Source organism: Gordonibacter sp. 28C (assembly GCF_003339845.1).
Classification (GTDB): Bacteria; Actinomycetota; Coriobacteriia; order Coriobacteriales; family Eggerthellaceae; genus Gordonibacter.
Window position 1 is genome coordinate 67,827 of sequence record NZ_PPTR01000004.1, and the last position, 24,869, is coordinate 92,695.

Consider the following 24,869-nt stretch of genomic DNA (forward strand, 5'->3'; position numbering starts at 1 on the left):
TTCGGCAACGTTCAGGTTGTCGGCCCCGCGGCGATAACGCCACGCGAACAGGCGCCGCACCTGCTAATATTAAAGCAGGCTGCTTGTATTTAGGCTTGCACGCCGGAGAAGAGGCGTACAATTCGAGTAGCATTGTTTTCAAAGGAGGCGCATATGTACCATAGGGCGTTGCAGGTGGGGGTCTTCGGCCTCGATGCCGCCGTGGCGGAGGGCGTTCGATCCGTCGAAGCGCCCGAGCGCTTCGAGGTGAGCGTCGTCGAGGGAGCCTGGCCGGCGGGCGCGGGCCTCGACGAGTGCGACATCGCCCTCGTCCCCTCCCCCGATGCCGCCGGGCTGCCGCATCGGGCCCGACTCGTGCTGTGCGCGAGCGTCGACGCCGTTGCCGAGCTCGACGACGAGACCCTCTCGGCTTTCTTGGACGTGTGGACGGAGCCGCTTCGACCGGCGCTCGCGGCCTTCCGTTTCCGCAGGCTGCTCGAGCGCGAGAAGGAGGGCGCCGACCTGGCGCTCGCCCGCCAGTACCTGGACACCGCCATCGACTCCATACCGGAGCTCGTGTGGTTCAAGGACGCGCGCGGCGCTCATCTCAAGGTGAACGACGCCTTCTGCGAGACGGTGGGCAAAACGAAGGAGCAGGTGGAAGGGCGCGGCCACTACTATATATGGGACATCACGCCCGACGAGTACGCGCAAGGCGAGTACGTGTGCCTGGAGTCCGAAGAGGAGACCATGCGGTCGAACACGACGCTGCTGTTCGACGAGCAGGTGAAGACGAAGCGCGGCATGCGCCAGTTCAAAACGTACAAGTCTCCCCTGTTCGACGACGACGGCACCGCCATGGGCACGGTGGGAGTCGCCCATGACGTCACCGACTTGGGCAACGTTGCCACCGAACTGGACATTCTCATAAACGCCATGCCCTTCGCCATCGTGGTGGAGGACACGGACGGCGTGATCTTGAACGTCAACCACGTTACCGAGCGGTACTTCCGAGTGAAGCGCGACGACGTGATAGGCGGCAAGATCAAGCATTGGCGTCGCATCGTGTTCGGCGACGAGCTGGCAGATGCGCGCGAGGCGAAGGAAACGTGCGAGTTCACCGCCAGCATCGCCGGAACCGAAACGACGTTCGAGCTGAACAAGGCCCCCATCGTGGACGTGTTCGGCAACGTGACCGGCCAGCTGCGCATCTACCGCGACATCACGACCGAGCGCATGCTGGAGAAGCGCGCCGCAGAGGCCGCACGGACCGACTACCTGACCGGCCTGTACAACCGCCGCTACTTCTACGAGCGCCTGGAGGAGATCCCGCGCGACGAGCCCATCACCATCGTCACGCTCGACCTTGACGATTTCAAGGACATCAACGACCGGTACGGGCACGCCGCCGGCGACTTCGCGCTCGTGGAGACGGCGCGGATACTGCGCGAGACGTTCCCGGACGGCCTTGTGGTGCGCTGGGGCGGCGACGAGTTCGTGGTGGCCCTTCCGAGCGACCGGGACACGCGCGACGTGTGCGCGTCCGTGCAGGCCATGATCGAGCGCCTCCATCGCAAGTCGCTCGCCTCGAGCGAGTCGTACCCGTTCACGGCGAGCGCGGGCATCGCCACGGGGCTCCCCTCCTCCATCGACGAGCTCATCAGGCGCAGCGACGAGGCGCTGTACCGCGCAAAGCGCCAGGGTCCGTCGCTTTGCCGTGCCGACGGGGACGAGAGCTGAGAACCATGAAAGGAGGCTCGACGCGAAGCCGAGCCTCCTTTCCGGTTGCGGGTGCGCCGTTGCGGCGGCGCGAAGCGATGCGGAAACCTAGCCGCGCGACTTCCCCAAGCTGAACTGACCGCTGGCGATATGGACGCTGACCGACGTGGCGCCGTCGCCGTGCACGTAGGAGCCGCCTTGCTGCGTGGTTTCGAACGCGCTGGAGAAGCCGCCCGACGCCTTGTCCACCTTCGCCGAGAAGCCGGTGCCCTCCGGCAGGGCCACGCTCGCCTGGCCGCTGGCGAGGTCGGCGTCCACCTGCTTGGGAGCCGTGCCGAGGCAGACCACGTCGAGCTGACCCGATGCCGTCTTCGTGCTGACGCGGTTGGAGAACGAACCCTCCACGCGCGCTTGACCGCTGGCCACGTCCACGCTGAGCGACGCGGCGGCCAGGTCGTCGGCGTCGATCTCGCCCGATGCGAGCTTGAGGTTCAACGCATCGCAGCCGATGCCCGAGACGCGGTAGTAGCCCGATGCGCCGTCGACGGTCACGTTCCCCAGGCTTTTCGCGTACCGTTCGGGAATGCGCACCTCCAGGCGCTTCTGGCCCAGCATGAAGCACGACCACCAGCTGCCGTAGTCCACTTTGAGCGTGTCGCCGGACACGCTCCAACGCATCTGCTGCGCCCTGGTCATGCCGGTGGCGGCGGTTTCGACGAGCTCGATGGTGTCGCCGGACGCGTCGTCGACCACCGACACGTCCACCGATCCGGCCGCCCAGCTGACAGACAGGTTCTTCACGCTTTTCGCGTCCACGCTCGCGTTGCCCATTTCCGTTCCCCCTCCGAGATAGATTCCCTGCGACGAGCACCCGCGCATCGAGCCGAACCCCGCTACGGCGAACAGCAGCAGGCCGAGGGCGATGATGAGGGCGATTTTCACGTACGACGATCTGGTGAGTTTTGCCATGTTTTCCGCCCTCCGCTACCGACGCCCGGCCCGATAGTTCGGGTCGTTCTCGATGATGCGCGCGATCCAGTAGTACAGCGGGATGGTGAGGAACAGCACCCAGGCGGGGTGCCAGGCTCCGAACGCGAAGCCGGCGAGCATGAACAGGATGACGCACAGGATGGGGTACGGGAACGTCGACCACGGGCCGCGGCGGTGCTTGCCGTCGCGCTCGTCGTAGGCGGAAGCGGGCTGCTGCGGCTGCGGCGGGACGGGCGCACCGTAAACGGGCTGCTGCGCGGGAGCCGCGTAGCCGTGCGGGGGCGCGGGCGGAACGGGGGCCGATGCGGGCGCGGAGCCGGCGGGGGCAGACTGCTGCGGAGCGGCGTACGGCTCGGCGGCAGCCTGCGGTGCGGCGACCTGCACCGCGGGCTGCGGCTGCGCTGCGGGCGCGGGCGGCTCTTGGCGGACCGCCGCCTGGGCCGTGGCGGCTGCGGCGGCGGCCGTGGCGGCTGCGGCGCTCGCGGCCACGGCGGCCTCGCGCGCCTCCACCTCGGCCGAGGCGCTGCGGTCGCGCGCCTCGAACGTCACGTCGTCGGCGATGTCGGTGTCCACGCGCACGAGCTCGTCCAGCGTGACGCCGTACAGATCGGCGAGGGCGATGAGGTTGCCCGTGTCGGGCGACGACTCGGCGCGCTCCCATTTCGACACGGCCTGGCGCGACAGCCCCAACCGCGCGGCCAGCTCCTCCTGGCTGAAACCCTGCTCGCGCCTCATCTCTGCGAGGCGCTGGGCGATTTCGACGTTCATGAACGATCCCTTCTTCGGCGTTGGCGTCATGCGTACCCTTTCTCGCCCTCAGTGTGCAGTTGCGCGGCCGGTTGCACCAGCATCTCTGGTAATCATTTTACGCAACCGCCGGTTGCCTCCGCGCGTGAAAAGGGTTTTCGTTACCTGTCGCGCTGAATCCATGACATTTGTCATGGCGGGAAGCGACGGGGTGCCATGCCGAAACGAGCCCTCGAAGGATCATCTGACCGTTCGGCGCACAAGCGCCCACGGCATGCTGCGCACCCGTGCTCGCAGGCCCACTCGACACGCTCGCGTCCAAAAGGTCCCGCTCAGATCGCGCCGGCGCAAGACAACCGTTTGGCACAGAAATCACCGATTCCCTGCACTCGCGCAGTCCTTCGACAAGGGGTCGCTGGCTTCGGATTTTCACGACCTGCGAAAACGTGCTTTGAAGAACGACGTCTGCATGCCGAGAGGCCGCTGCGACGACCTTGAGCGCAGAGAATCGGTGATTATTGTGCCAAAACCGGGGGCGTAGCGGTCTCTTCGAATCCTGTGGCGAATAGGCCGCGCAGAACCCACCGCACCGAAACGCCTACGAGAACCGGTATTCGCCGAAGGAGCACCGCGCCAGCTCGACGCTGCCGTCGCGCATGGTGGCGTCGAGCGCTTCGGCTTCGATGCCCTCCACGCGGAAGCTCCCGTAGCCGGTGTTCAGCACGAGCTCCGCCAGGCGCGGCGCGTCCTCCGCCGACTCGGCGGACGGAGGGTTCGTCAGTGGAACGGAGATGGTCAGGTCGTGGGCGATCGCGTCCCGGTCGTCCCATGCGCGCGCGTCGCCGGCCCACACCTCGAGCGTCGACCCCTCCTTTTGGAAGCAGCCTTGCTTGGCGACGCCGATGCCGCGCTCCTCGATGCGCAGCGGATAGAGGGTCGGCATCGCCTCGATCTTGACCTCGCCCGCCGGCCAGTTCACCACGATGCGGTCGATGCCGGCGAAGTTGACCTCGTCCACATGGGTGCCCGTGATGCCGAGCGCGTCGGTGACGCGCGGATGAGGTCCCGTGAGGACGAACCAGCCAGCCGCTCCCATAGCGAGCAGGGCGACGCACAGCGCGCAGACGGCAGCTCGGTAGAAGCCCCTCCGCCAAACGCGCGGGGCGGCCGCGATGGGAGCCTCTTCGGCATCGGCGGCGGCTTCGCCCTCCGCAGAGGCGGCTTCGGCAAACTCGGCCTCGGACGACTCGTTGTCGGAACGTCCCGAAAGCTCATCGCCCCCAGGTGCGGTCGACCCGAACGCCCGAGAGGAACGCTCGCCCGTCGCCGCGCATTCCGCTTCGAGGCCCGCGAGCTCGTCGAGCGTCACCCCGTACAGGCGGGCGAGCGCTATGAGGTTCTCCGTGTCGGGAGCCGCCTCGGCCCGCTCCCACTTCGACACGGCCTGGCGCGACAGTCCCAGTTTCCGGGCCAGCTCGCCTTGGGAATACCCGTGGGAGCGGCGCAGCCGCGCCAGCCGTTCGGCGACCGAGAATTCCATACGGCGCTCCTTCCACGCTTCCGACGGGGACGTTTGCGCTGCGATGCGGAAGCGATGCCCCGATCATACCGGGCACGCGGACGGCGCGCCAGTAATTCGAGTGCGCACTTTGACAACTTCGAGTTGTCAGCGGGCGTCGTGAACGACGTCGAGGAGCTCCTCCTTGGAATGAACGCCCAGCTTTCCGTATATGTGACGCACGTGGGTCTTGACGGTGTTCGTGGACACGAACAGCTCTTCGGCGATGAACGGGGCGCTGCGACCTTGGGCGAGATACGACAGGATCTCGGCCTCGCGCCTGGAGAGCTGGGCGCGCTCGGCCAAATGGCGGCAGCGCTCCTCCTGTAAACGCGCGAGATCGGTGGGCTCCTCCGCACCGCGTCGCCGCTGGCGCAGCACGGGCACCAAACCCACGGCCACCAGGTACAGCACCATGCCCGTCTGGGCTGTGGTGCTCATGGCGTCGTCGCCCACCCATGGCCATGCTTCCACCACTGCGAGGAACCACGTTGCGAAGGCCGCCGTGGCGACGCCCCATGCCGCAGCGAGCGAAGCGCTGTCGCCCGTGGACAGGCGAACCCAGAACAGCTCGGCCATGACCGCGATGGCGCATCCGAGTGGAATGCTGAACGCGAAGCGCCCGACGGTTCCCGTGAGCGCCCCGAAGAACCAGATGAGCTGCAAGCTGGCCACGCATACGAGCGGGGCCAGCTGGTAGACCACCTTGAAGTCGCGCCACGCCATCCTGCGCACGGCGACGCACAGCAGCGCCGAACCGACCAGAAAGCCCGTGGCCGTGCCCCAAGCGCTCTCGGGACCCGGATTGTTCGCTATGGGAACGCCCGTCAGCTGGGCCCCCCACTGCGACGCCGAGATGAACGCGCACAACAGCAATCCCACGACTATCTCCCAGTTCTGAGAGAAGGCCCCCGAAACCCAGGACGGCGCCCGACCGACCGAGGCGGACGCGACGACCGAGCCGGAGGGCGCGGCGGGCGACACGGCGTACGGAGCCGGGCGCGGCATGACGGCGGACGCGACGAGACCTGCCGCAACGACGAAAGAGGGCGTGAGCGGAAACGCATCGCTCAAAGCCAGCGCGAGCAGCTTGAGCAGCGCCGCCGCGACTCCGGCGAGCGCCACGGCGAACAGCGCGACGCGCTCGTCGAGGGCGGAGAAGGCCGACCCCCAGCGAACCACGGCGACGGCAAAGCCGACTCCGAACGCGGCTCCGCACAGAACGAGCGCCGCCTCGGGCAGTCCGACGGTCCGCACTCCCCACGCGCCGACGAACGCGCAGGCCGCAAGCAGCGAACCGAAGCCCGCACGTCCCGCCGCCCTCCGCGGAGAGCGCCATGGCCGCAGGGCCAGCAACAGACCGGCGGCCATAGCCGCAACGAGCGCCGCGCGAAAAAAAGCGTGCACGGCCGCAGACGAGCCGAACAGCGGGTCGATCATATGGGGGTTGTCCATGAGCATGACGACGACGCCCACCAGACCGCCGACGGCGACATACGGTCGCGCCTGCGACAGCGCCGCTTCGGTTTCCGTCATGGGTCCTCTTTCCTCGCACGCCCTACCTTGCCGCTGCATTCTACCATGCGTCGCGAGAACAGAGCGGAGCCGGTCGCGGGAACCGGCTCCGGGGACCGCACCGCCAAGGAGGGAGGGAACTTGAACGGCGGGCGAAAAATCGATGGGGTTGTTCGTCGCATACGGCGCAGTGCGAGAGGGCCGCCCTGCGAGCAGGGGCGGACCCTTCGTCGTCGCCCAGGGCCTTACACCTGATGGGCGGCGTTCTTGCCGGCCACGTAGCCGTAGTACAGCGCCATGGCGTGGCTCACGCCTTTCAAGCTGATGGGGTACTGCACGGCGAAGCGGTCGCCCTGGATGTTGCCGGCGGCGTACAGGCCGGGGATGACGTCGCCCGCGTTGTTGTACACGTGCGCGTCCTCATCGCTTGCCAGGCCGCCCAGGCACACCAGCATGAGCGCGGGCTCCATGGCCACGGCGTAGTACGGCGGCGTCTCCAACGCGAACAGGCGCGAGGCCACCTTGCCGAAGTCCTCGTCCTTGCCGGCGTGCGCCAACTCGTTGTAGCGCGCCACCGAGGCGAGGGCCGTCTCCTTGTCGATGTCGCCAATCTGGTCGAACAGCTCCTCCAGCGTGTCGGCCTTGAAGCAGCGGCCCTCGGCCACGGCCGCGTCGAGCTTCGCTTGGGACTTGTAGTTGCGGTAGGTCTCGTTGTTCTTCGGCAGCGACTCGTCGTAGTAACACGCCACGCCGTGGCCGGCCGGCATGTACTGCAGCTCGTCTTTCCACGCGCCGTCCCAAATCTGATAGGACGTCTTGTCTTTCAGAAGCTCTATCTGGTTCTCCACCTGTTGGCCGGGCACGTCCTCGTTCATGAAGCGCTTGCCGTGCTTGTCCAGCTGCAAAAAGCCGGCGATGCCCATGACGCCCTCGCCGCTGATGTCGGCGCCGCCGCCCATGTGGTGGATCATGGGGGCATGGTGCTGTTGGATGGCCGCGTCGACCCAGGCGCCCAGCTTCAGGCCGTCGCCCGTGTTCGTGGGGTTTCCCTCCACGTCGACGTTCGGGAACATCTCTTGAATGCCGTTCTCCACGACTTCGGGGCAGTAGTAACCCAGGATGTCGGTGTTGCTGGCGTAGTCGCCGGTGGCCAGGATGACGCCGTTCTCGGCCACGGCCTTCACGTAAGAACCGTCCTTGGCGTTGCGGGCGTAGCAACCCGTGCAGCGGCCGTCCTCCATGACGAGCTTCTCCACGAAGTAACCGTAGTAGGGCTCCACGCCGTTTTCGCTCACGGCCTTCTCCATGTTGGCTTCGAGCACCGGCGCCTGGCTGGGCAGCAGCTCCACGGACGTCGGGTACACCGGATGCTCCTCCTTCGTCCAGTCGTAGGCCTCGGGCAGCGGTTGGAAGAGGGGGATGAGGAACGAGCCGGCTCCCTCGTCGGGGACCTCGCTGCGCGTGGTATCGCAGATGTAGAGGTCCTCCTTCGCGCCGATGTACCAGTCGAACACTTCGGCGCTGTTCTGGGCCCACTTGCTCATGATGGAGCGCTTCGTCTTGTACGAGCACTCGTCCATGTGATGGTCGACGATCTGGTCGACGTCGAACGTGTCGCGACCCCAACGGGCCTCCAGTTCGCCGTTGATGACGGCGAACTCGCCGCTGCGGCACTGCGGGCCCTCGGCCTTCTCGAACACGACGACCTTCGCACCCTCTTCGCCTGCGGCGCGCGCGGCCGCCACGCCGGCCAGACCGCAGCCGATGACCACGACGTCGGCCTCCACGGTCTCCTTCACATCGGCGTCGGCGATGTCGGGTTCGGCACCGAGCCACGTGAGCTCGCCCGAGGCCGCCGGATTGCCGGCAGACGAAGCGGCCGTGCTTTTGGACGAAGAATCGGCTGCTTTCGCATCGCCCGTTTTCGGACTGCAGCCCGCCAAGCCGAACGCCGCCGCGCCTGCGGCCACCGCGCCGAAACCGAGGAACTGCCGCCTATCGAGCGAGAACTTGTTTTCAGACATCGTGCTTCCTCCTTATGCACCGAGGCGGGCCGATCCCTTCGTCGGCCCCCACCCTCCTGAGAACAAGCGTACCGGGGAAACGCGATGCCGTTTATCGCCTTAAGGGATGAAACACCTGATGGAGCTATCACCTTAATGGGTGATAACCGAAGAAGCGCCTTTTGAGGACCTGCTGGGAGGGATGACGTGGAAACCGTCCTTCGGATAGGGCGGCCGGGAAGAACCCGTCAGCGGTCAACGGACGTCGTCGCGCAGGGCCTTGAGTTTGGCGAGGACGGCGGGGTCGATGCGGGCGGCCACGGTGTTCTTCTCGGCCACCTTCGGCGTGTCGTCGAGGCGGGCCTCCTCGTAGTGCATGGCGACCTCGCGGGAAAAGCCGTTCGCGCTCATGCGGTCCACGCCGAAGCCGAACACGGTGTCCTGGATGGTGGCGTCGCTGGTGACGACGAGCGTTTCCACCTGGCGCTCGCGCGCGTCGTGGGCGAGCTTCTCGATGACCTTGTCGGCCGACTGCCCTGCCGGCGAGAACATGATGCGCACGCCGCCCACGCTCTCGGCCTCGCCCGTGGAGAACTCGTTGCGCCCGCCGTCGAACACGACGATGGCGTGCCAATCGCGCCCGGCGTAGTTCACCACGTCGTTGATGAGCGCCTCGCGGGCGGTGTTGAACGTGTCGTCCGTGTAGTCGGGCCCGGCGATCTGTCGGTAGCGGCTGCCGGAGCGCAGCACGTTGTACCCGTCGACGAGCAGCAGTTGCTGACGTCCTGCGGTTCCATTTCCGGTCATCTCGTCACCATCCCGTATCAAATCATCAAACACATTCCGACATCTGCGCTGCTAGAAGCATAAATTGCCGTTCATGTGGGCGATAGGTCGAATTACCCTGTCTCCATCGAAATAACCGCCCCCGGAGCCATCTCGAGCCATCCGGGAGGCACGTTTCCACATCATGCGAAGGGAGGCGGCACGTTGCCGGAATCAAGGATAAGATCGGTCAGGGAGCTCAGATGCGGCGTGTGGGAGGTTGACATCATCGACGCGTCGCGCAAGAGGCTGCGAAGGAGGTTCCGGGCGGAAAGCGCGGACGGGGCGCGCGCGGCGGCGCTCGCATCCCTGCCGGGGCCGAAGGCGTGCACGCTCGGCGAGGCGCTGGACCGCTACTTCGAGATCATCGCGGTCAAGGGGACCACCAAGAAGACTATCGCCCACTACCGCAAGGAATGCAGTGCCCTCGGGGCGATAGCGGGCTGCGCCGTCGACTCGATAAGCCCCGCCGCGGCGGCGGCCGCGCTCGAGTCGGCCGAGTCCCGCGGCGTCTCGCGCGTGCGCTGCTACCGGCTCAAGACCATCTGCGCCGCCGCCGGCAGGCATGCGCTCGCCGAAGGGCTGTGCGCCTCCAACCCGTTCTCCGAGGTCCCGTTCGACGTTCCCCGGCCGCCCAGGAAGAAGCGCCCGATCTCCCCGGCGGGCCTCAAGGCCGCGCGGGCGCTCGGCGCATCCGGATCCGGGCATTCCGCCGCGGCCATCGGGCTCGCCCTCGGGTGCGGCCTCAAGCCCGGCGAGATCTGCGGGATACTCGCCGACGACCTCGATGCGGAGCGCATGACCGTCACCGTCCGCGGGATCTGGCGGGAGAGCATCGGCGAGCCGAACTTCTTCGTCGCATATCCCGAGCCCTCCGTGACGCGGCTGCCGGCATGGCTCGGCGGCGCGCCGCGCTCCTGGGCCGCCGCGGCCGGATCCAGGCTGCTGCTCGAGAAGAACGGCCGACGCCGCGACGTGGAACACCTCAGGAGCGACACGAACGAGCTGCTGCGCATCGTGGGCGCCGGATGCACGCTCTACGGGCTCAGGCTCGCCCACGATGAAGGGGAGGCGTGAGGGGCATGCACTACGAAAGGGTCTCCCTCGCCCGCCGCGGCGGTTCATGGAGGATGAGCTACCGCGCGGTCTACGATGCCGAGCACAAGGGCGATCGCAAGTGGGCCACGATCGGGGCGGCGGCGAGCCGCGCGGAAGCCGAGCACCTTGCGGCCGAATACCTCTACAACCTCCCCCGCGACCCGGAAGACGAGCGGCGGGCCGAAGCCATCGAGGCGACGGAGGGCCGCATGCCCACGGTCGGCGAGCTCAGGCGGGACGACATCGACCATGCGCTCGCCGTCGGCGCCATCGAGAAGTCGACGCATGCCGGCTATTGCCGCCACGTCAGGCTCCTGGGCGACCTGGGGGAGATTCCCGTGGACAGGGTCACCGCCCAGGACGTGCAGCTCTACGTCGACTCGCTCGTCGAGGACGGGTACTGCTCCGAGACCGTGAACCATATGCTCTGGACGGTCAGGGACACCCTCGAGCTCGCCAGCTTCCGAATGCTCCGGCCCCCGCTCGACCTGCGCAGGATCCGCGCGCCCAAGCACGACCGCCCGCTCCCCCGCGCGCTCTCCGCGGAGGAGAAGAACGCGCTTCTCGCCGCCCTCCCGTGCATCCGCGGCCCGCTCGACGCGATAGTGCGGCTCGCCCTGTTCGCGGGCCTCAGATGCGGGGAGATCTGCGCCCTGCGCTGGGCGAACGTCGATTTCAACCGCCGCACGGTGCGCATCACCAGCGCCATCGGCACCCTGCCCTCCTCCAACGGCTACCTCAAGGGGCCGAAGAGCCCGGCCGGCGTGAGGGCGCTGCCCATCGCGGACGGGCTCATGGAGGGGCTGGAGCGCCGACGGGCGGAGCAGGAGGCCCGCTGCCGCGAGGCCGGCATCCCGTTCGCCGACGACCTCTTCGTCGTCGGCGACATCGACGGCGCGTTCATGGTGCCGAGATACGCCAACCAGCTGTTCAGGACGTTCGTCCGGACGTTCGGCATAGGCGGCGGGAAGTGCGGCCTGCACCGCCTGCGGCACACCTTCGCCACCGAGCTCATCATGTCCGGGGTCAACCCGAAGACCGTGTCCAGCTGGCTCGGGCACACGGACCCCTCCTTCACGCTGAGGATCTACGTGAGCTCCAGCCCGGAGAACCTGCGCGCGAGCGTCGACACCGTCAACGAGGTCATGGCGCTGCCGGAAGGCTACGACGGGCAGGGCTCCGAGCTGCCGGCGCGCATCCGGGGCCAGGAAAAGAAGGAGCCGGAAGAAGAGCCCCTGCCCGATGCCGAGGCGATGCGGACGGTGAAGATCATCTCCTGGGAATCGCTCGCGTGCGGCTAGGCCGTGGCGCGGGCAGATGCGCAGGCGCGTTCCCGCGTCTGCGCATATATGCGTAAATGAGAAAATGCGCGAATGCGCGTATGCGCATGTACGCGTTCGGGTATATATGTATATATGAACCTGAACCGCGTCCGGCTTCCCGTGCGGGAAGGGCGCATTGCGCTCGGCGCGGCGCGGGCGGATAATCGGCAGGGCGCGGCATCCCGCCGCGCCGTCATCCAAGGAGCGACCACCATGAGCCTTTTCAAATCGAAGCGCGACATCCCCGACGAGGAGATCTACCGCCCCGGGGACAGGTACTTCGACCCCGAGCTCGTCAAGTCCAGCGACCTCATGAGGCGCTGGTCGGACCTCTACAACGCACACGAGGCCTCGACCCATGTGGTCGAGGAGGGCTACACCGCGGAGATCGCCGTAGTCGGCACGCTCTACGACACCTTCTACATGACGGGCGACATCGACGTGCCCGGCGCCGTCGAGATGTGCTTCACGCCCGAGCAGATCCGCGAGCACCCCGAATACGTCACGTACAACGCGTTCATCCCGCCCCACCAGCTCGGCTACACCATGGACGAGGTCGACACGTCGCGCACGCATTGCAGCGTCGTGAACTACGTCGCCGTGCCCGAGGGATATTCCGTCGCGCTCGGGCAGGACGGCCGGCTCCACCTCTACGACCCGCAGGACAACGTGTGCTGCGTCACGATGCCGAAGATGTTCCAGCCCTGGTTCGATATCGAGTCGCCCATGGGGCATATAGGCACGCAGGCGCGCCGCCGCTACCTCATCAGCACCCGCAGCCCGTTCGAGGACGTCGGCCATGCCGCCCACCGCTTCGCCGAGCACGACGACCCCGAGACCGGGGAGCACTGGATCGACACCGACGCCCATGCCATGAGGGCGCCGTCGATCGCCGAGGACGAGCCTGTGCAGGCGGAGGCGCCGTCGTGCGCCCGCGCGCTCCCGCGCAAGGGCTGATTCGCGCAGATGCGCAGATTCCTAACTGCGCAGATGCGCAGCTATAGATATATGCGCATGCGCATATATGCCGGTGTGCTGATGTGCGCACGCGCACGGCTCAGAAGTCCTCGGCCATCGCCCTCGCGACGTCGAGCAGGGTCCTCTGCTTGGCCGGGCCCATCATGTCGTAGTAGGCGCGCATCTTGCGCCAGCGCAGGGCCGACTCGTCCTTCTTCCTGCCGCCCGCCCTCGGGTCGCCGACCTCGGTGAAGGCCGTGACCATGTTCACGCCGTACTCGTTGAGCAGCGCCCGAAGGTCCCCCGGCGACACCCACAGGGTCCCGGCCTCGTACTTGTACACCGTCGTGGCCTTCTTGCCGATGACCGCTCCCGCCTCATCGCCCTTCAGCCCCGCATCGTAGCGGTAGCGCTTGAGCTGCGCCGCCAGCTCGGACTTCTCCGGAACCCTCGACCTCATCGAACGCATCACTTCCTTCCGTGTCGAAACGCGCGGGGCCTTTCTACCCCGTGCGGCCCAGTATCGCACCGCGCGCCATCTCCCCGTTCCTATACTGTTCCCGTCGGGGGTCGTAACGACCCGGATACTTTCGGTATCGGAACACGGAACGGGAAGGCTTCCGACATGAACAGACAAGACGGCATACACATGGACGCCCTCGCCGCGGCGCTCGCGGAAACCGGCGACACGGCTCTCGATATCGTCCGCGGCACGGGGATTCCGCTGCCCAAGGTCCTGAGGCTGCTCGGGCTCTCCACGGCGTCGCGCGCCGCGCCCGCGCTCGACGGGCTCGAGATCGTCCAGCTCTGCCTCTACGCGGAGCTCCCGCTGTCCGCCGTCATGGATGCCGAGGAGGGGCAATGAGCTCAGTCATCGAGGACCTGGCGGCTCTGCCGAGGTTCCTGACCGTCAAGGAGACGTGCGCCTTCCTGGGCGTCAGCGCGTCGACCGTCAAGAGGTTCGTCAAGTCGGGGGACCTCAGGCAATGGACCCCCGAGCGGGGGCACCGCAAGATAACGCGCGACTCCGTCGCCAGGCTCGTCGGGGTCGATCCCGCCTGCATCCCGAACAGGCGGAAATCGACTGAATAGAAACTCAGACAATTGGTTATAATGCCACCGTCGATGGTCCGGCCTGCCGACTGCATCGACCTCACCACCTGACCTTCCGCCGACCCCGGCCACGCCACCTGACCCCAGCAGGCCCATATCCACACCTGCTCTACAGAAGGGGTCAGAAGAAATGGCAGCAGAAGACGAGGCGGTACAGCTCGCGTTCAGGACCGGCACGGCAGCCGTGCAATCAGCCTCAGAAATCATCAAGTACCTGCTCGAGGGCCTGGCCCAGGCGCGGCGAGCCCGCGCGGCCGGCAACAGGAACGACCGCATACCGGCGAGATTCGCCCGCGCCCTCACGCACGGGGCCGCGAACATGGTCGACGGCCGCGGCGAGAAGGGCATCGTCTCCGCCGAGACCGTGCGCGCCCAGAACCCGGACCAGTACCGCGAGGCCATGGTATTCCCCGGGGCGGTCGCCGACAATCGCGAGGACATCCAGAAGCTCAAGCGCGAACTCATGAACCACGGAGTGAAGTTCTCCGTATTCGACACCGTCAACCCCATGGACGGAAGTCCCGCGGTCTCCATCGGCATCCAGGGCCGGGACATGGACATCATGACCCAGGCGCTCATCAACATCGGCGTCGAGTCCTTCGGCATGGACCGCAAGGAGCTCGAGGAGTGCGCGCGCGGCATCGAGCGCGACGACCAGGACCGCTATCCCCGCGCCTTCAAGCGCAACGGCATCAACTGGGAGTTCGAGCGCACCGGCGACGGCCGCAACAGCTGGGTCGGGTCGGCCGGCGGCCACTCCCGAGAGCAGTACCGCGTGACCCTCGACCCGGACGACGAGAACAAGGCCTCCTTCGAATGCACCCGCAACGGCCGCCCCGTCGCCAGCGCCGAAGTCGACGCCACCCAGGGACCCGAGCTCTGGAAGACCGGCTCGGACGGAGCCAAGGAGTTCTACAACGAGATGAAGGCCGAGGGGGCCGCGTTCGCGGCCGCGCCCGGCATGGTGCTCGAGGCCGCCATCGACCGCGGCTGCTTCATCTCCGAGAACAAGAAGAAGATCGACCCGAAGCAGGCCGCGGCCGCCGAGAAAAACGCCGCGCTGCTCAGCGAGGCCTTGGGAAACTCCCGGGCCGCCTCGCCTGAGTCCCCCGTCGGACAGACGAAGGCGGCCAAGAAGATCGCCGAGAGCAAGATGCAGCCCTCCATGCCCGCACGCAACGAGGGGATGCACCGATGATCGACCTTGAGACCCTGGCCGCCTCCTGCGCGACGATGGCCGACGAGATTGTCGCCCGCGGCAGCTCCGACACGTTCAGATACGACGCCGACGGCGTCCTCGAGTTCGGCGACAACCCCGAGTACTATTCGCCGCTCTCGTCGGCCGTCTCCCGCAGCGCGTTCCCCGAGACGGCCCGCGAGTACGGCTACACGAGGGAATACCTCGAGCGGGCGGAGCGCCGCCTGCTCGCCTGCGTCATCGGGTACTGCGCGCTCGACGGCGAGCTCGCATCCATCCGCGACGGCGGCGAGGACCATGACGGCTTCCGCGTCAACCCGCTCGACGTCCACGAGGTCCTGCTGTGCGCCCGCACCGCCCCGACCGACCCGCGCGGATGTGCGGCGCTCGCGGGCGCCATCAAGGGCAACAGGTTCGTAGACGGCGAGGAAAGCTACCTCGACCGCGCGATGTCCCACATGGACTACAACTACACGAAGCTCGCGGGGTCGCGCTGGTCCTACCCCATTACCGAGCTCGACGGTTTCCTCGCCATGTTCCCGCCCGCCCGCTCCGAGCAGGGGGCCATCGCGGACCGCGTGCTCGACAGCGCCTCGATGCGACTCAAGACGTTCTTCGCCCTGTCGATGCCCATGGCCGCCCCCGCGGGCGTCCAGGATGGCGACGAGACCGAGGGCGGCAAGCACTACCACCGCGCCGCGGCGCCCGACGATGGCGGCAGCGCCGCGGAAGAGGAGTAGGCCAATGCGCACCCTCAGGGGATTCCTTTATCTCATCCTCGGCGGCACGCTGTGCGGCTGGATGTTCAACCGCATCGCCGCCTGGTTCATCGACAACCCGCTCACCGTCGGCTCCAACCACACCGTCGCCGAGTGGGCCGTGATCCTGCAAGACCCGTTCTACCTCGACTCCCGCACGATGCCGTTCTTCTTCCTGGCCTTCGGCGCCATCGCGCTGGTGGCCATGACCAAATACGACTGGACCGGCGAGCGCGAGGAGCAGAAGAAGCTGCGCGGCGAGGAGTACGGCAACCAGCGCTGGGCGCGAGACGACGAGATGCAGCAGTTCGCGCACACCTCGACCGTGAAGCGCGTTCCCATCCGCATCCCGCAGCGCACCCGCGACGCGCTGCGCTTCGCCCGCAACAACCCGAAGGACTTCATCAAGGCCAAGCTCGGCATGACGAACAAGGTGTCCAACCCCAAGCCCGACTACGTCGAGAAGATCGAGGACGACAACATCATCCTGTCCGAGCGCGCCGAGCTCCAGATGTCGAAGATCCCGGACCCGGCGCTCGAGCGCAACAAGCACGTCTACGTGCTCGGAGGCTCCGGATCGGGCAAGACCTTCAACTTCGTCGGCCCCAACCTGCTCCAGCTCAACAGCTCGATCGTGACGACCGACCCCAAGGGCGACACGCTCAAGCAGTACGGCAACTTCTTCCTTCGCCACGGCTACAAGCTCAAGGTCGTCAACACCAAACCCGACCAGATCAACCAATCGATGCACTACAACCCGCTGCTCTACCTCCAGGACTCCACCTCGATCATGCAGATCGTCAACCTGCTGGTGGAGAACACGTCGGGCAACGCCGAGGCCGAGAAGGAGGACTTCTTCGTCAAGGCCGAGCGCCAGCTCTACATGGCGCTCATGGGATACCTCTTCTACTTCTACGCCGACCAGCCGCAGTACCAGACGTTCCCGCAGATGCTCGACCTGCTCCAGCTCGCCGGCAAGGACAACCCCAGCCAGACCAAGACGCCGCTGGACATCATCATGCTCGGCACGACCGCCGAGGACGGCTTCCAGGGCTTCGAGGAGTGGATCGTCGCCAACCACGGCGGCGACGAGGCCGCCGCGCAGGCCTCCGAGGAGTACTTCGTCATCAAGCAGTACAAGGGCTTCAAGTCCACCTCCGGCTCGCCGGAGACCGAGGCCTCGGTCATCGCGTCGTGCAACGTCCGCCTGGCGCCGTTCGCCGTCTCGGCGGTCCGCGAGTTCTTCAGCGAGGACGAGCTGGAGCTGGAGATGATCGGTCAGGAGCCCACGGCGTTCTTCCTGGTCATGTCCGATACCGACAAGACATTCAACTTCATCCTGGCGATGCTGCTCTACCAGCTGTTCGACGTCAACACGGCCATCGCCGACAAGAACCCCGGCTCCCACTGCAAGATCCCGATCAACTGCATCCTCGACGAGCTCGCCAACATCGGCCGCATCCCCGACCTCGACGTCAAGATCGCGACCCTGCGCTCGCGCTGGATCTACATCACGGCCATCCTGCAATCGGTCACGCAGCTCAAGAAGATGTACAAGGACAACGCCGACATCATCGAGGGCAACTGCGACACGACGCTATTCCTCGGCCGCTGCGACCTCGAGACCAACAAGAAGATCTCCGAGCGCCTGGGCAAGTTCACCGCCACGGTCCGCAACCGCAGCGAGTCGCACGGCCGCCAGGGCAACTGGTCTGAGAGCGAGAACAAGATCGGCAAGGAGCTCATGGCCGCGGCCGACCTCGGCAACAACCCCGAGAAGTTCAGCGGCGACGACTGCATCGTGTTCATCAAGAACGCCTTCCCGTTCCTCGACAAGAAGTACAGGACGATCGACCACCCGCGCTACCACGAGCTGCGCGAGGTCGGCGAGTTCAACCTGGACGACTGGAACTGGGACCGCAAGTGCGAGCGCGAGCGCGCGCACCGCGCCGAGATCGAGGAGATGCGCTGGCGCATCGAGGAGGCGCGTTCGTTCTTCGACCCCGAGTTCTTCATGTAGGAGGCCCCCGGCGGGGGAGACCCCGCCGGTCGTCATATCTCACCCGCCGCGGCGGGTCAAACAGGGCGCCAAGGCCACACGGGCGGCGCCGCGAATCAGAAGGGAAAACCCCATATGGCTTTCTTCAACCAGCTCCTGAACTATCTGTGGCAGATCCTCACCTTCGTCGGCGGAATCACCGCCGCCGTGGGCGTCTTCCGCTGGGTCTCCGGCGGCAAGGCCCACGACGCGCAGGCCCAGGAGGGCGCGGTCTGGGTCATCGCGCTGGGCGGCGCCATGGCGGCCATCGGCCTGGTCGGCGGCAGCTACCTCACCTTCCCCACGATGTAGGGACGACGGAGGGAACTCCATATGACTGCTCTAACGGGAAAAGATAGGCGCGCGGCGGGGCCCTCTGCCCCCTTGCGCGCCGCGCTCGCGGCCGTGCTGGCGCTCGCGCTCGTCGCGCCGGCCCTGGCCGCACTGGCCTGCCCATCGCCGGCCCTGGCCGTGGAGACCTCCAAGGAGAGCTTCGAGGCGAAATACAAGGACGACTACCACCAGGCGATCAAGGACCGCAAGAAAGACCCCAGCATCACCACGAACACCATGTGGACCGACGACGACCTCATGATGGGCGCCTGCGGGGAGTATCCGGGTTTCGATGTCGTAAACGCAGGGCCCTGGGTCTCCTATTTCGTCTACAGCACCGCCGAGGGCATCGCGAGCTTCTGCGTCGACTGCGGCGAGGCGATGCTGCAATGCATCTCGTCGTCGGGGCTGCTCAAGCTCGACTTCACCGGCGAGGGGTCCGATTTCGCCAAGATGTACTCGGCGGCCGCCGACGTCTCGGTCAAGGTGATCCAGCCGATCTGCGTGGGCTTTCTCGGCCTCGCGTGCGTGTGGGCCCTTCTCGAGTTCTCCAAGGAGGTCTCGACCAACCGCGGCGACCACTTCTCGATGGCCGGCAACTACGTCTGGATCATCGTCAAGTTCTCGCTCGTCATGGTCCTCATCAGCCATACCGTGCAGCTGTGCGGCGGCGTGTACGAGGTCTTCCTGTGGGTCGCCAACAAGGTCTCCGACACGCTGGCGGCCGGACAGATCGGCGGCGTCGGCTTCAACTCCTTCATGCTCTCCATGATGGAGATCAGGTACAGCCAGTTCGCGTGGTCGGTCGGCTACGCGCTCGTGTCGATGGTCATCCTCGTCTCGACCGGCCTGTGCCTGATCAAGGTCCTCACGCTCACCATCACCCGCATGTTCGAGATCTACCTGATGACGGCCTTCGCCGGCTTCCCGCTCGTGATGCTCACGACGCGCGAGACCAGGCCGTCCGGCATCGGGTACTTCAAGAAGTTCGCCGGCGTGTGCCTTCAGGCGGCGATTCTCATAACGATCATCGCCTTCGCCGGGATCTGCTTCTCGGCCGCCGGGTCGCTTCTGGCGACCAAGCCGAATGCCGGCATCGATGACTCGGTCTGGACCATCGTCTCGCTGCTCGCGTCCATGGCCGGATGCTTCGGCTTCTCGGCGCTGTGCGGGCAATCCAAGCATATAGCGGACACGATCATGGGGGCGATGGGCTGATGGTAGAGATCATCCTGCGCAAGGACATCCAGGACTACGAGGCCAGGCCGCTGTTCGGCTTCACGTACCGCCAGGTCGCGACCGGAGCGGCCATCGCGATCACCGCCGCCGGCATGGGGCTGGCGATCTCGTCGTTCACCGAGATCAACACGCTGTGGCTGATGCTGATCATGTCCGTCTGCGGCGCGATCGGGCTCGTCGGCCTCGGGCGCATCCACGACCTCAAGTTCGAGCAGTGGTTCGCCATCTGGAAGGCCGACCGCGACTGGCCGAAGGTCGCCCTGTTCGCCGCGCCGACGCTCTCGCCGCACGGCGACCGCGCCTCCGCCAAGGCGAAAGCCGGCAAGAGGCCCAAGAAGGAGACCAAAGCGGAGAAGGCGGCGGCGCTTGAGGCCGACGCCGAGGCCGAGGCATAGAGAAAACGGAGAAAACCACATGATCTGCCCCAACTGCAACTGCGAGCTCGTGGACGGCACCGCGGTGTGCCCCTACTGCGGCACGCCCTTGGCCGCGCCCGCGCCGTCTGCCACCGCCACCGCGACCATGCCCGCCATCCAGTCCGCGCCGCCCGCGGCGCCTGCGCCCTCGCCGGCATACCGAGCTGAGGACATCCCCGTGTCCGCGGCCCCGCAGCCGGCCGCCCGCGGGGCCCACGAGCAGGTCTCACAGGTCTCACAGAGCCCGGAGCCGCCGTTCGCATACGGCCGCGAGGAGGCCGCCGAATCCCCGGCATCCCCCGCCCGCGACCCCTACGAGGACTACTACCGCCAGGCCCCGGCACGCCCGAGCGCGCAGGCATACCGCGAGCCTGCGCCCCAACCGGCCCGCGACCCATATGAGGACTACTACCGCCCCACCCCGGGCCGTGGCGGGCAGGGCCCTGCCGCCCGCGACCCCTACGGGGAGCCCGCCGCATCCGGCGAGTCCGACGCCTACGCCTACGGGAAGAACGCATATGCGGACACCTCGCGCGACCCCTACGAGGACTACTGCCGCCAGAGCCAGACCCCGGCGCGCCCGAGCGCACCGTCATACCGCGAGCCTGCGCCCCAGCCGGCCCGCGACCCCTACAATGACTACCGCGACGCGGGCCGCGCAGATGACGCGGACGGCCGCGGACAGCGCGGGCAGCGCGAGGAGAGCCGCGAGGACGTCCGCGCCGAGGGCCGCGACGCCCGCCGCCAGCAGAAGCTCAACGCGAAGGCCGCGAAAGCCCGAAAGCGCCGCGAGCGCGCCGCGGAGAAGGCGGGAAAGAAGAAGGGCATGAAGCGCCTTCTGCCGACCGAGGACTACCCTGGCACCCTCGTCCTGCGCGCGGACAAGTGCACGCAGGACGCGCTCGGCTATGAGCTCCTGTGCGAGGACGGCACCGTCAAGCTCCAGCAGGGCGTCTACAGCCGCGTCGTGGAGTTCCAGGACGCCAGCTTCCAGGCGGCGCGCGAGTCCGAGCAGCGCGAGATCTACGAGAACTGGTCCGAACTTCTCAACACGTTCGACAACACCGTGCACCTCCAGGTCAAGATCCTGTGCCGCGTCATCGACCGAGACGCGTTCCGCGAGGACGCCTTCCTGCCGCCCGTCGAGGGCGACTACGCCGGCAACCGCTTCCGCCGCGACATCAACCAGATCATCGAGAGCAAGGTCGCCGAGACGCAGCAGAACGTCGAGAGGCGCCGGCTGTTCATCGTGACCGTCGAGGCGCCGACCCGCGAGCAGGCGTCCCCGCTGCTCGCCCGCGCGACCGAGCAGGTCATGCGCTCGCTCAAGAACATGGGGGTCAACTCGGAGGAGGTCCGCGGAAACGAGCTTCTGCGCATCATCGACTCGATCACCAACCCGCGCGACCCGCGCGGCTTCGTCTCGTTCGACGACCTGAAGGTCACCGACGAGCACGGCGTGAGCGCCATCCAGCTCGGCTACACCACCAAGGACCTCGTCGCGCCCGCCGACCTCACCAAGATCGACGACACCCATATCTCATGGAACGGCGTCACGGGCCAGGCGCTCTACCTCCAGAAATGGGCGGGCTCGGTGCGCTCCGACATGATCTCGAGCCTGGCGGAGCTGCCCATCAACCAGGTGATCACGCTCGACATGACGAGCTGGGAGCAGTCGCGCGCCATCGAGACCATCGAGTCGATGAACACCGATCTCAAGGTGCAGAAGTCCGACTACGTGCTCAAGCACTCCCAGACCATGTACATCACCGACGAGATGCTGCCGACCAACCTCCAGGACGCCATGGAGAACGCCCGCGACCTGCGCGACGACCTCGTGAGCCGCGACCAGAAGATGTGGTCGCTCACCTGCACCACCATGACCTGGGCGGACTCGCTCGAGGACTGCGACGAGAACTCCGGGGCCATCCAGGACGTGTTCCGCCGATTCACCTGCCGCGCAGTGCCCCTCGTGAAGCTCCAGCGACAGGGTTTCGCCGCGATGCTGCCCACGGGCCGCTGCGACATCCCCTACGTGCGAAACCTCACGACCGCCCCGCTCGCGGCGCTCGTGCCGTTCACGTCGGTCGAGCTCATGGAGCGCGGCGGCATGTGGATGGGCCAGAACCAGACGTCCAAGAACTTCATCTTCTACAACCGCCGCGACGCCGTCGCGCCCAACGGCTTCATCCTGGGCAAGCCGGGCCGCGGCAAGTCGGTGACGGCCAAGAACACGATCCTGTGGACGCTTCTCACCGACCCCACCGCCGAGGTCATCGTGCTCGACCCCGAGCGCGAGTACATCAACGTCGCGCGCGAGATGGACGGCGAGGTCGTCCAGATCTCCGGAGACTCGCATACCTATATCAACCCGTTCGATCTCGAGCTCGTGGAGGGCGAACAGCCGCTCGCGATGAAGGTCGACGCCATCATGTCGATGGTCGAGATGATGGCCAAGAACCTCTCGCCGATGCAGAAGACCCTCGTGGACCGCTGCGTCTCGCGCATCTACGACCGCTACTTCGCCACCCACGACCAGCGCGACATCCCCACGCTGATCGACTTCTACAACATGCTCAACCAGCAGCCCGAGCCCGAGGGACGCATGCTCGCCGTCACCATCGAGCGCTACGTCACCGGCCAGGCCTCGCTGTTCAACCACCCGACCAACGTGAACACGCACAAGCGCTTCGTCGTCTACGACATCCGCGACTGCGCCGACAACATGAAGGGCCTGGCGCTGCTGATCCTGCTCGACCAGACGTGGAACCGCATCGTGCGCAACCGCGAGCGCCACGTCCGCACCTGGGTGTTCATCGACGAGATGCAGCTGCTCTTCGAGAACGACTACGCGATCTCGTACTTCGACCAGCTCTGGACCCGCTCGCGCAAGTACGGCGCCATCCCGACCGGCATCACGCAGAACATCGAGCGCATCATCAACAACGAGAAGAGCCGCCTGATGCTGGCTAACTCCGACTTCCTGGTGCTGCTCGGCCAGTCCGCATCGGACGCCGCGGCGCTGGGCGAGGTCATCAAGCTCTCCGAGCGCCAGGTCGCGATGATGCGCAACGCCGGGCCCGGAGAGGGCCTGCTGGTCGCCGGCGGCAAGATCATCCCGTTCGAGAACCGCATCCCGACGGACTCGGCCATCTACCGCATGGTCACCACCAAGCTCGACGACCTGATCCAGTACTCCAACGAGGACGGGCGCGGCGACGGCGCCCGCCGCGGGTAGCGTGACCCGAGCCATGGCAGACGAGAAGCCCACCGTCACCGACAAGGCGAGCCCGCTAGAGATGGAGAAGGTCAAGCACTCCTCCCTCGAGTATGCCGTGCAGCACGACGGCCCCGCATACAGGCAGCGGGCCGTCGCGCCCTACAAGGAATCGGCCCTCCCCGAGCTCACGCGCGGGGAGGCCGCAAGGTCCGTGTTCAAGGACCGCGTCAGCGAGTCCGTCGGCAACGCCCTCGGCGCGGCGAAGGGAGCCGCCGAGGGCGCGGCGAAAGGCGCAGCCAAAGGGGCCGCGAAGGGCGTCCTGCACAGCCCCCGCGCGGCGCTGGAGATGAGCGCGGCCATCGGCCTTTCCGACGGCAACGCCCAGATCGCCGACGAGGGGGCGCGCGCCGCCGACACCGTCGCCAACGCGGCGATGACCCAGGCCGACCCGCGCAACCTGTACCGCGAGGGAAAGGCCGTCGCCGACAGGCTGCCGGCGGGACGGGCCCGCAGGCGCATGGCCCGCTGGGACGCGAAATCGAAGAAGGCCCTCGCCAAGCAGGACAAGGTGCTCGACCAGCTGGAGCACAAGAGGAAGCGCGCCGACACCATGCGACGCGCCGGGATGTCAGACAAGTCCCTGCTCGGGCGCTGGATCAACCTCAAGCAGAAGCGGCTCGAGAACAAGGCGGGACGGCTCGGCGCCAAGGCGGGCCGGCTCGCCGGGACGAACACCTCCGGCATCCGCGGCAAGCTCATGCAGCTGCGCCGCACCAAGGCGACCGTCACGAACACCGTCTTCGGCTGGCGCGGCGTGGCCGCGGCGGGCGCCGCGGTGGGCGGCACCGCGGTTATCTGCCTAGTCGGGATGTCGCTGCTCAGCGCGGTCATCGGCGGCGCCGCCACATCTTCTTCCGGCGGCAGCGCCGAGGGCTACCTGGCCCAGGCGCAGCGATACGTCGACGACGACTCCATCGGGTACTCGCAGTCCACGCGTTGCCACAACCCCAACATGGACTGCTCGTCGTTCGTCTACTACTGCCTCGTCGATTCGGGCTACTGCACGACCGAGCAGCTGGGTACGCACCCGTTCACCACCTCCACCATGGCGGAACCTCTGCTCAAGGCGGGCTTCGAGAAGGTCGAGTGGGACGGGAAGATGGACTCCCTGCAACGCGGCGACATCCTCATCAACACCGAGCAGCACACGGAGATCTATGCCGGCGACGGCAAGGACTACGGCGCGCACGAAGACCTCGACGGCGCCGACGGCGACTCGTCGGGAGACGAGGTATCGCTGGGGTCCTACTGGAACGACGCCTGGGACACGGTCCTGCGTCCCACCGGAGGGGCGGGCGTCACCATTCCCGAGCAGTACGGCAACGGCGGGTACTCCGTCACCTTCTACACCCAGCGCGGCTGCTACGTCAACGGCCGTGACACCGCATGGGCGGCCGGGACGTCGCAGGCGGCCGTCCACTCCAAGTGGGCGCTCGCCGGCGCGAAGTACGACGACGATATCGCGACATACAACGGGCGCTACCTGATCGCCTGCACGACGACGTACGGCCGCGTCGGCGACAAGGTGGACTTCACCCTGTCGGACGGCACCGTGATCAAGTGCGTCATCGCCGACGCGAAGAACCCCAACGACCAGGGATGCAACAAGTGGGGGCACTCGAACGGCCAGAACGTCATCGAGTTCGAGGTGGAGAGGTCGCGCTTCTACAGGAGCGGCAACCCCGGCAGCTCGAGCTGGAAGGCCGAATGGGGCGGCAAGCGCGTCTGCTCGTCCGTCAACAGCGGCAGCATCCTCTAGCCCATCGAATGAAAGGGAAAGC

Annotated in this window: 21 protein-coding genes; 14 read left to right on the forward strand and 7 right to left on the reverse strand. The window is 66.9% G+C overall.

What is annotated here, in order from left to right:
* Positions 1 to 153 precede the first annotated feature (153 nt).
* On the forward strand, positions 154 to 1,719 hold the full coding sequence (locus tag C1878_RS06200; protein ID WP_114600830.1) for a diguanylate cyclase domain-containing protein: 1,566 nt from the start codon (positions 154 to 156) through the stop codon (positions 1,717 to 1,719).
* An 87-nt stretch (positions 1,720 to 1,806) separates the two neighbouring features.
* Here the strand turns inward: C1878_RS06200 and C1878_RS06205 are convergent, their stop codons facing one another.
* The 6 genes from C1878_RS06205 to C1878_RS06230 all read right to left on the reverse strand — a co-directional run bounded on the left by C1878_RS06205 (position 1,807) and on the right by C1878_RS06230 (position 9,318).
* Positions 1,807 to 2,667, reverse strand: a complete 861-nt coding sequence (locus C1878_RS06205; protein ID WP_114600831.1) for a DUF4097 family beta strand repeat-containing protein — start codon at positions 2,665 to 2,667, stop codon at positions 1,807 to 1,809.
* Between the two features lie 15 nt (positions 2,668 to 2,682).
* The gene (locus C1878_RS06210) at positions 2,683 to 3,456 is read right to left on the reverse strand and encodes a helix-turn-helix domain-containing protein (protein WP_114601003.1); all 774 of its coding nucleotides are present in this window, start codon (positions 3,454 to 3,456) and stop codon (positions 2,683 to 2,685) included.
* Between the two features lie 577 nt (positions 3,457 to 4,033).
* On the reverse strand, positions 4,034 to 4,975 hold the full coding sequence (locus C1878_RS06215) for a helix-turn-helix transcriptional regulator (protein ID WP_114600832.1): 942 nt from the start codon (positions 4,973 to 4,975) through the stop codon (positions 4,034 to 4,036).
* Between the two features lie 126 nt (positions 4,976 to 5,101).
* Positions 5,102 to 6,529: a helix-turn-helix transcriptional regulator gene (locus C1878_RS06220; protein ID WP_114600833.1), complete on the reverse strand. Its 1,428-nt coding sequence runs from the start codon at positions 6,527 to 6,529 to the stop codon at positions 5,102 to 5,104.
* 224 nt (positions 6,530 to 6,753) lie between these two features.
* Entirely contained in the window at positions 6,754 to 8,532 is a 1,779-nt protein-coding gene (locus tag C1878_RS06225) for an FAD-dependent oxidoreductase (protein WP_114600834.1), read from the reverse strand.
* 234 nt (positions 8,533 to 8,766) lie between these two features.
* The gene (locus C1878_RS06230; RefSeq protein ID WP_114600835.1) at positions 8,767 to 9,318 is read right to left on the reverse strand and encodes an NYN domain-containing protein; all 552 of its coding nucleotides are present in this window, start codon (positions 9,316 to 9,318) and stop codon (positions 8,767 to 8,769) included.
* Positions 9,319 to 9,546: 228 nt separating this feature from the next.
* Here C1878_RS06230 and xerC point away from each other — a divergent pair, with 228 nt between their 5' ends.
* From xerC to C1878_RS06245, 3 genes are all read left to right on the forward strand, one after another.
* Complete coding sequence (gene xerC / locus C1878_RS06235) at positions 9,547 to 10,413, forward strand: tyrosine recombinase XerC (protein WP_114600836.1); 867 nt, start codon at positions 9,547 to 9,549, stop codon at positions 10,411 to 10,413.
* Positions 10,414 to 10,418: 5 nt separating this feature from the next.
* On the forward strand, positions 10,419 to 11,735 hold the full coding sequence (locus tag C1878_RS06240; protein ID WP_114600837.1) for a site-specific integrase: 1,317 nt from the start codon (positions 10,419 to 10,421) through the stop codon (positions 11,733 to 11,735).
* Between the two features lie 234 nt (positions 11,736 to 11,969).
* Positions 11,970 to 12,713 carry a hypothetical protein gene (locus C1878_RS06245; RefSeq protein ID WP_114600838.1) on the forward strand — a complete coding sequence of 248 codons (744 nt, stop codon included), beginning with the start codon at positions 11,970 to 11,972 and terminating at the stop codon, positions 12,711 to 12,713.
* A gap of 100 nt (positions 12,714 to 12,813) precedes the next feature.
* Here C1878_RS06245 and C1878_RS06250 read toward each other — a convergent pair whose 3' ends face one another.
* A complete protein-coding gene (locus C1878_RS06250; protein ID WP_015540150.1) occupies positions 12,814 to 13,173 on the reverse strand; it encodes a helix-turn-helix transcriptional regulator in 360 nt (119 codons plus the stop codon).
* A gap of 165 nt (positions 13,174 to 13,338) precedes the next feature.
* Here C1878_RS06250 and C1878_RS06255 point away from each other — a divergent pair, with 165 nt between their 5' ends.
* From C1878_RS06255 to C1878_RS06300, 10 genes are all read left to right on the forward strand, one after another.
* Positions 13,339 to 13,578 (forward strand): hypothetical protein, encoded by a 240-nt coding sequence (locus tag C1878_RS06255; protein ID WP_114513439.1) that lies wholly within the window; start codon positions 13,339 to 13,341, stop codon positions 13,576 to 13,578.
* The gene (locus C1878_RS06260) at positions 13,575 to 13,805 is read left to right on the forward strand and encodes a helix-turn-helix domain-containing protein (RefSeq protein WP_015540152.1); all 231 of its coding nucleotides are present in this window, start codon (positions 13,575 to 13,577) and stop codon (positions 13,803 to 13,805) included. The genes C1878_RS06255 and C1878_RS06260 overlap by 4 nt, the downstream gene beginning before the upstream one ends.
* A 151-nt stretch (positions 13,806 to 13,956) precedes the next feature.
* Positions 13,957 to 15,024 (forward strand): hypothetical protein, encoded by a 1,068-nt coding sequence (locus tag C1878_RS06265; RefSeq protein ID WP_114600839.1) that lies wholly within the window; start codon positions 13,957 to 13,959, stop codon positions 15,022 to 15,024.
* The gene (locus C1878_RS06270; RefSeq protein ID WP_114526772.1) at positions 15,021 to 15,764 is read left to right on the forward strand and encodes a hypothetical protein; all 744 of its coding nucleotides are present in this window, start codon (positions 15,021 to 15,023) and stop codon (positions 15,762 to 15,764) included. The genes C1878_RS06265 and C1878_RS06270 overlap by 4 nt, the downstream gene beginning before the upstream one ends.
* A 4-nt stretch (positions 15,765 to 15,768) precedes the next feature.
* A complete protein-coding gene (locus tag C1878_RS06275; protein ID WP_158539744.1) occupies positions 15,769 to 17,802 on the forward strand; it encodes a VirD4-like conjugal transfer protein, CD1115 family in 2,034 nt (677 codons plus the stop codon).
* A gap of 114 nt (positions 17,803 to 17,916) precedes the next feature.
* Positions 17,917 to 18,132 (forward strand): hypothetical protein, encoded by a 216-nt coding sequence (locus tag C1878_RS06280; protein ID WP_015540155.1) that lies wholly within the window; start codon positions 17,917 to 17,919, stop codon positions 18,130 to 18,132.
* Positions 18,133 to 18,153: 21 nt separating this feature from the next.
* Positions 18,154 to 19,371 carry a hypothetical protein gene (locus C1878_RS06285; protein ID WP_147271909.1) on the forward strand — a complete coding sequence of 406 codons (1,218 nt, stop codon included), beginning with the start codon at positions 18,154 to 18,156 and terminating at the stop codon, positions 19,369 to 19,371.
* On the forward strand, positions 19,371 to 19,787 hold the full coding sequence (locus C1878_RS06290) for a PrgI family protein (RefSeq protein WP_015540156.1): 417 nt from the start codon (positions 19,371 to 19,373) through the stop codon (positions 19,785 to 19,787). The genes C1878_RS06285 and C1878_RS06290 overlap by 1 nt, the downstream gene beginning before the upstream one ends.
* Positions 19,788 to 19,806: 19 nt before the next feature.
* Positions 19,807 to 23,046: a VirB4-like conjugal transfer ATPase, CD1110 family gene (locus C1878_RS06295; protein ID WP_114557731.1), complete on the forward strand. Its 3,240-nt coding sequence runs from the start codon at positions 19,807 to 19,809 to the stop codon at positions 23,044 to 23,046.
* A gap of 13 nt (positions 23,047 to 23,059) precedes the next feature.
* Entirely contained in the window at positions 23,060 to 24,847 is a 1,788-nt protein-coding gene (locus C1878_RS06300; RefSeq protein ID WP_147272917.1) for a peptidoglycan amidohydrolase family protein, read from the forward strand.
* The last annotated feature ends 22 nt before the right edge of the window (positions 24,848 to 24,869 follow it).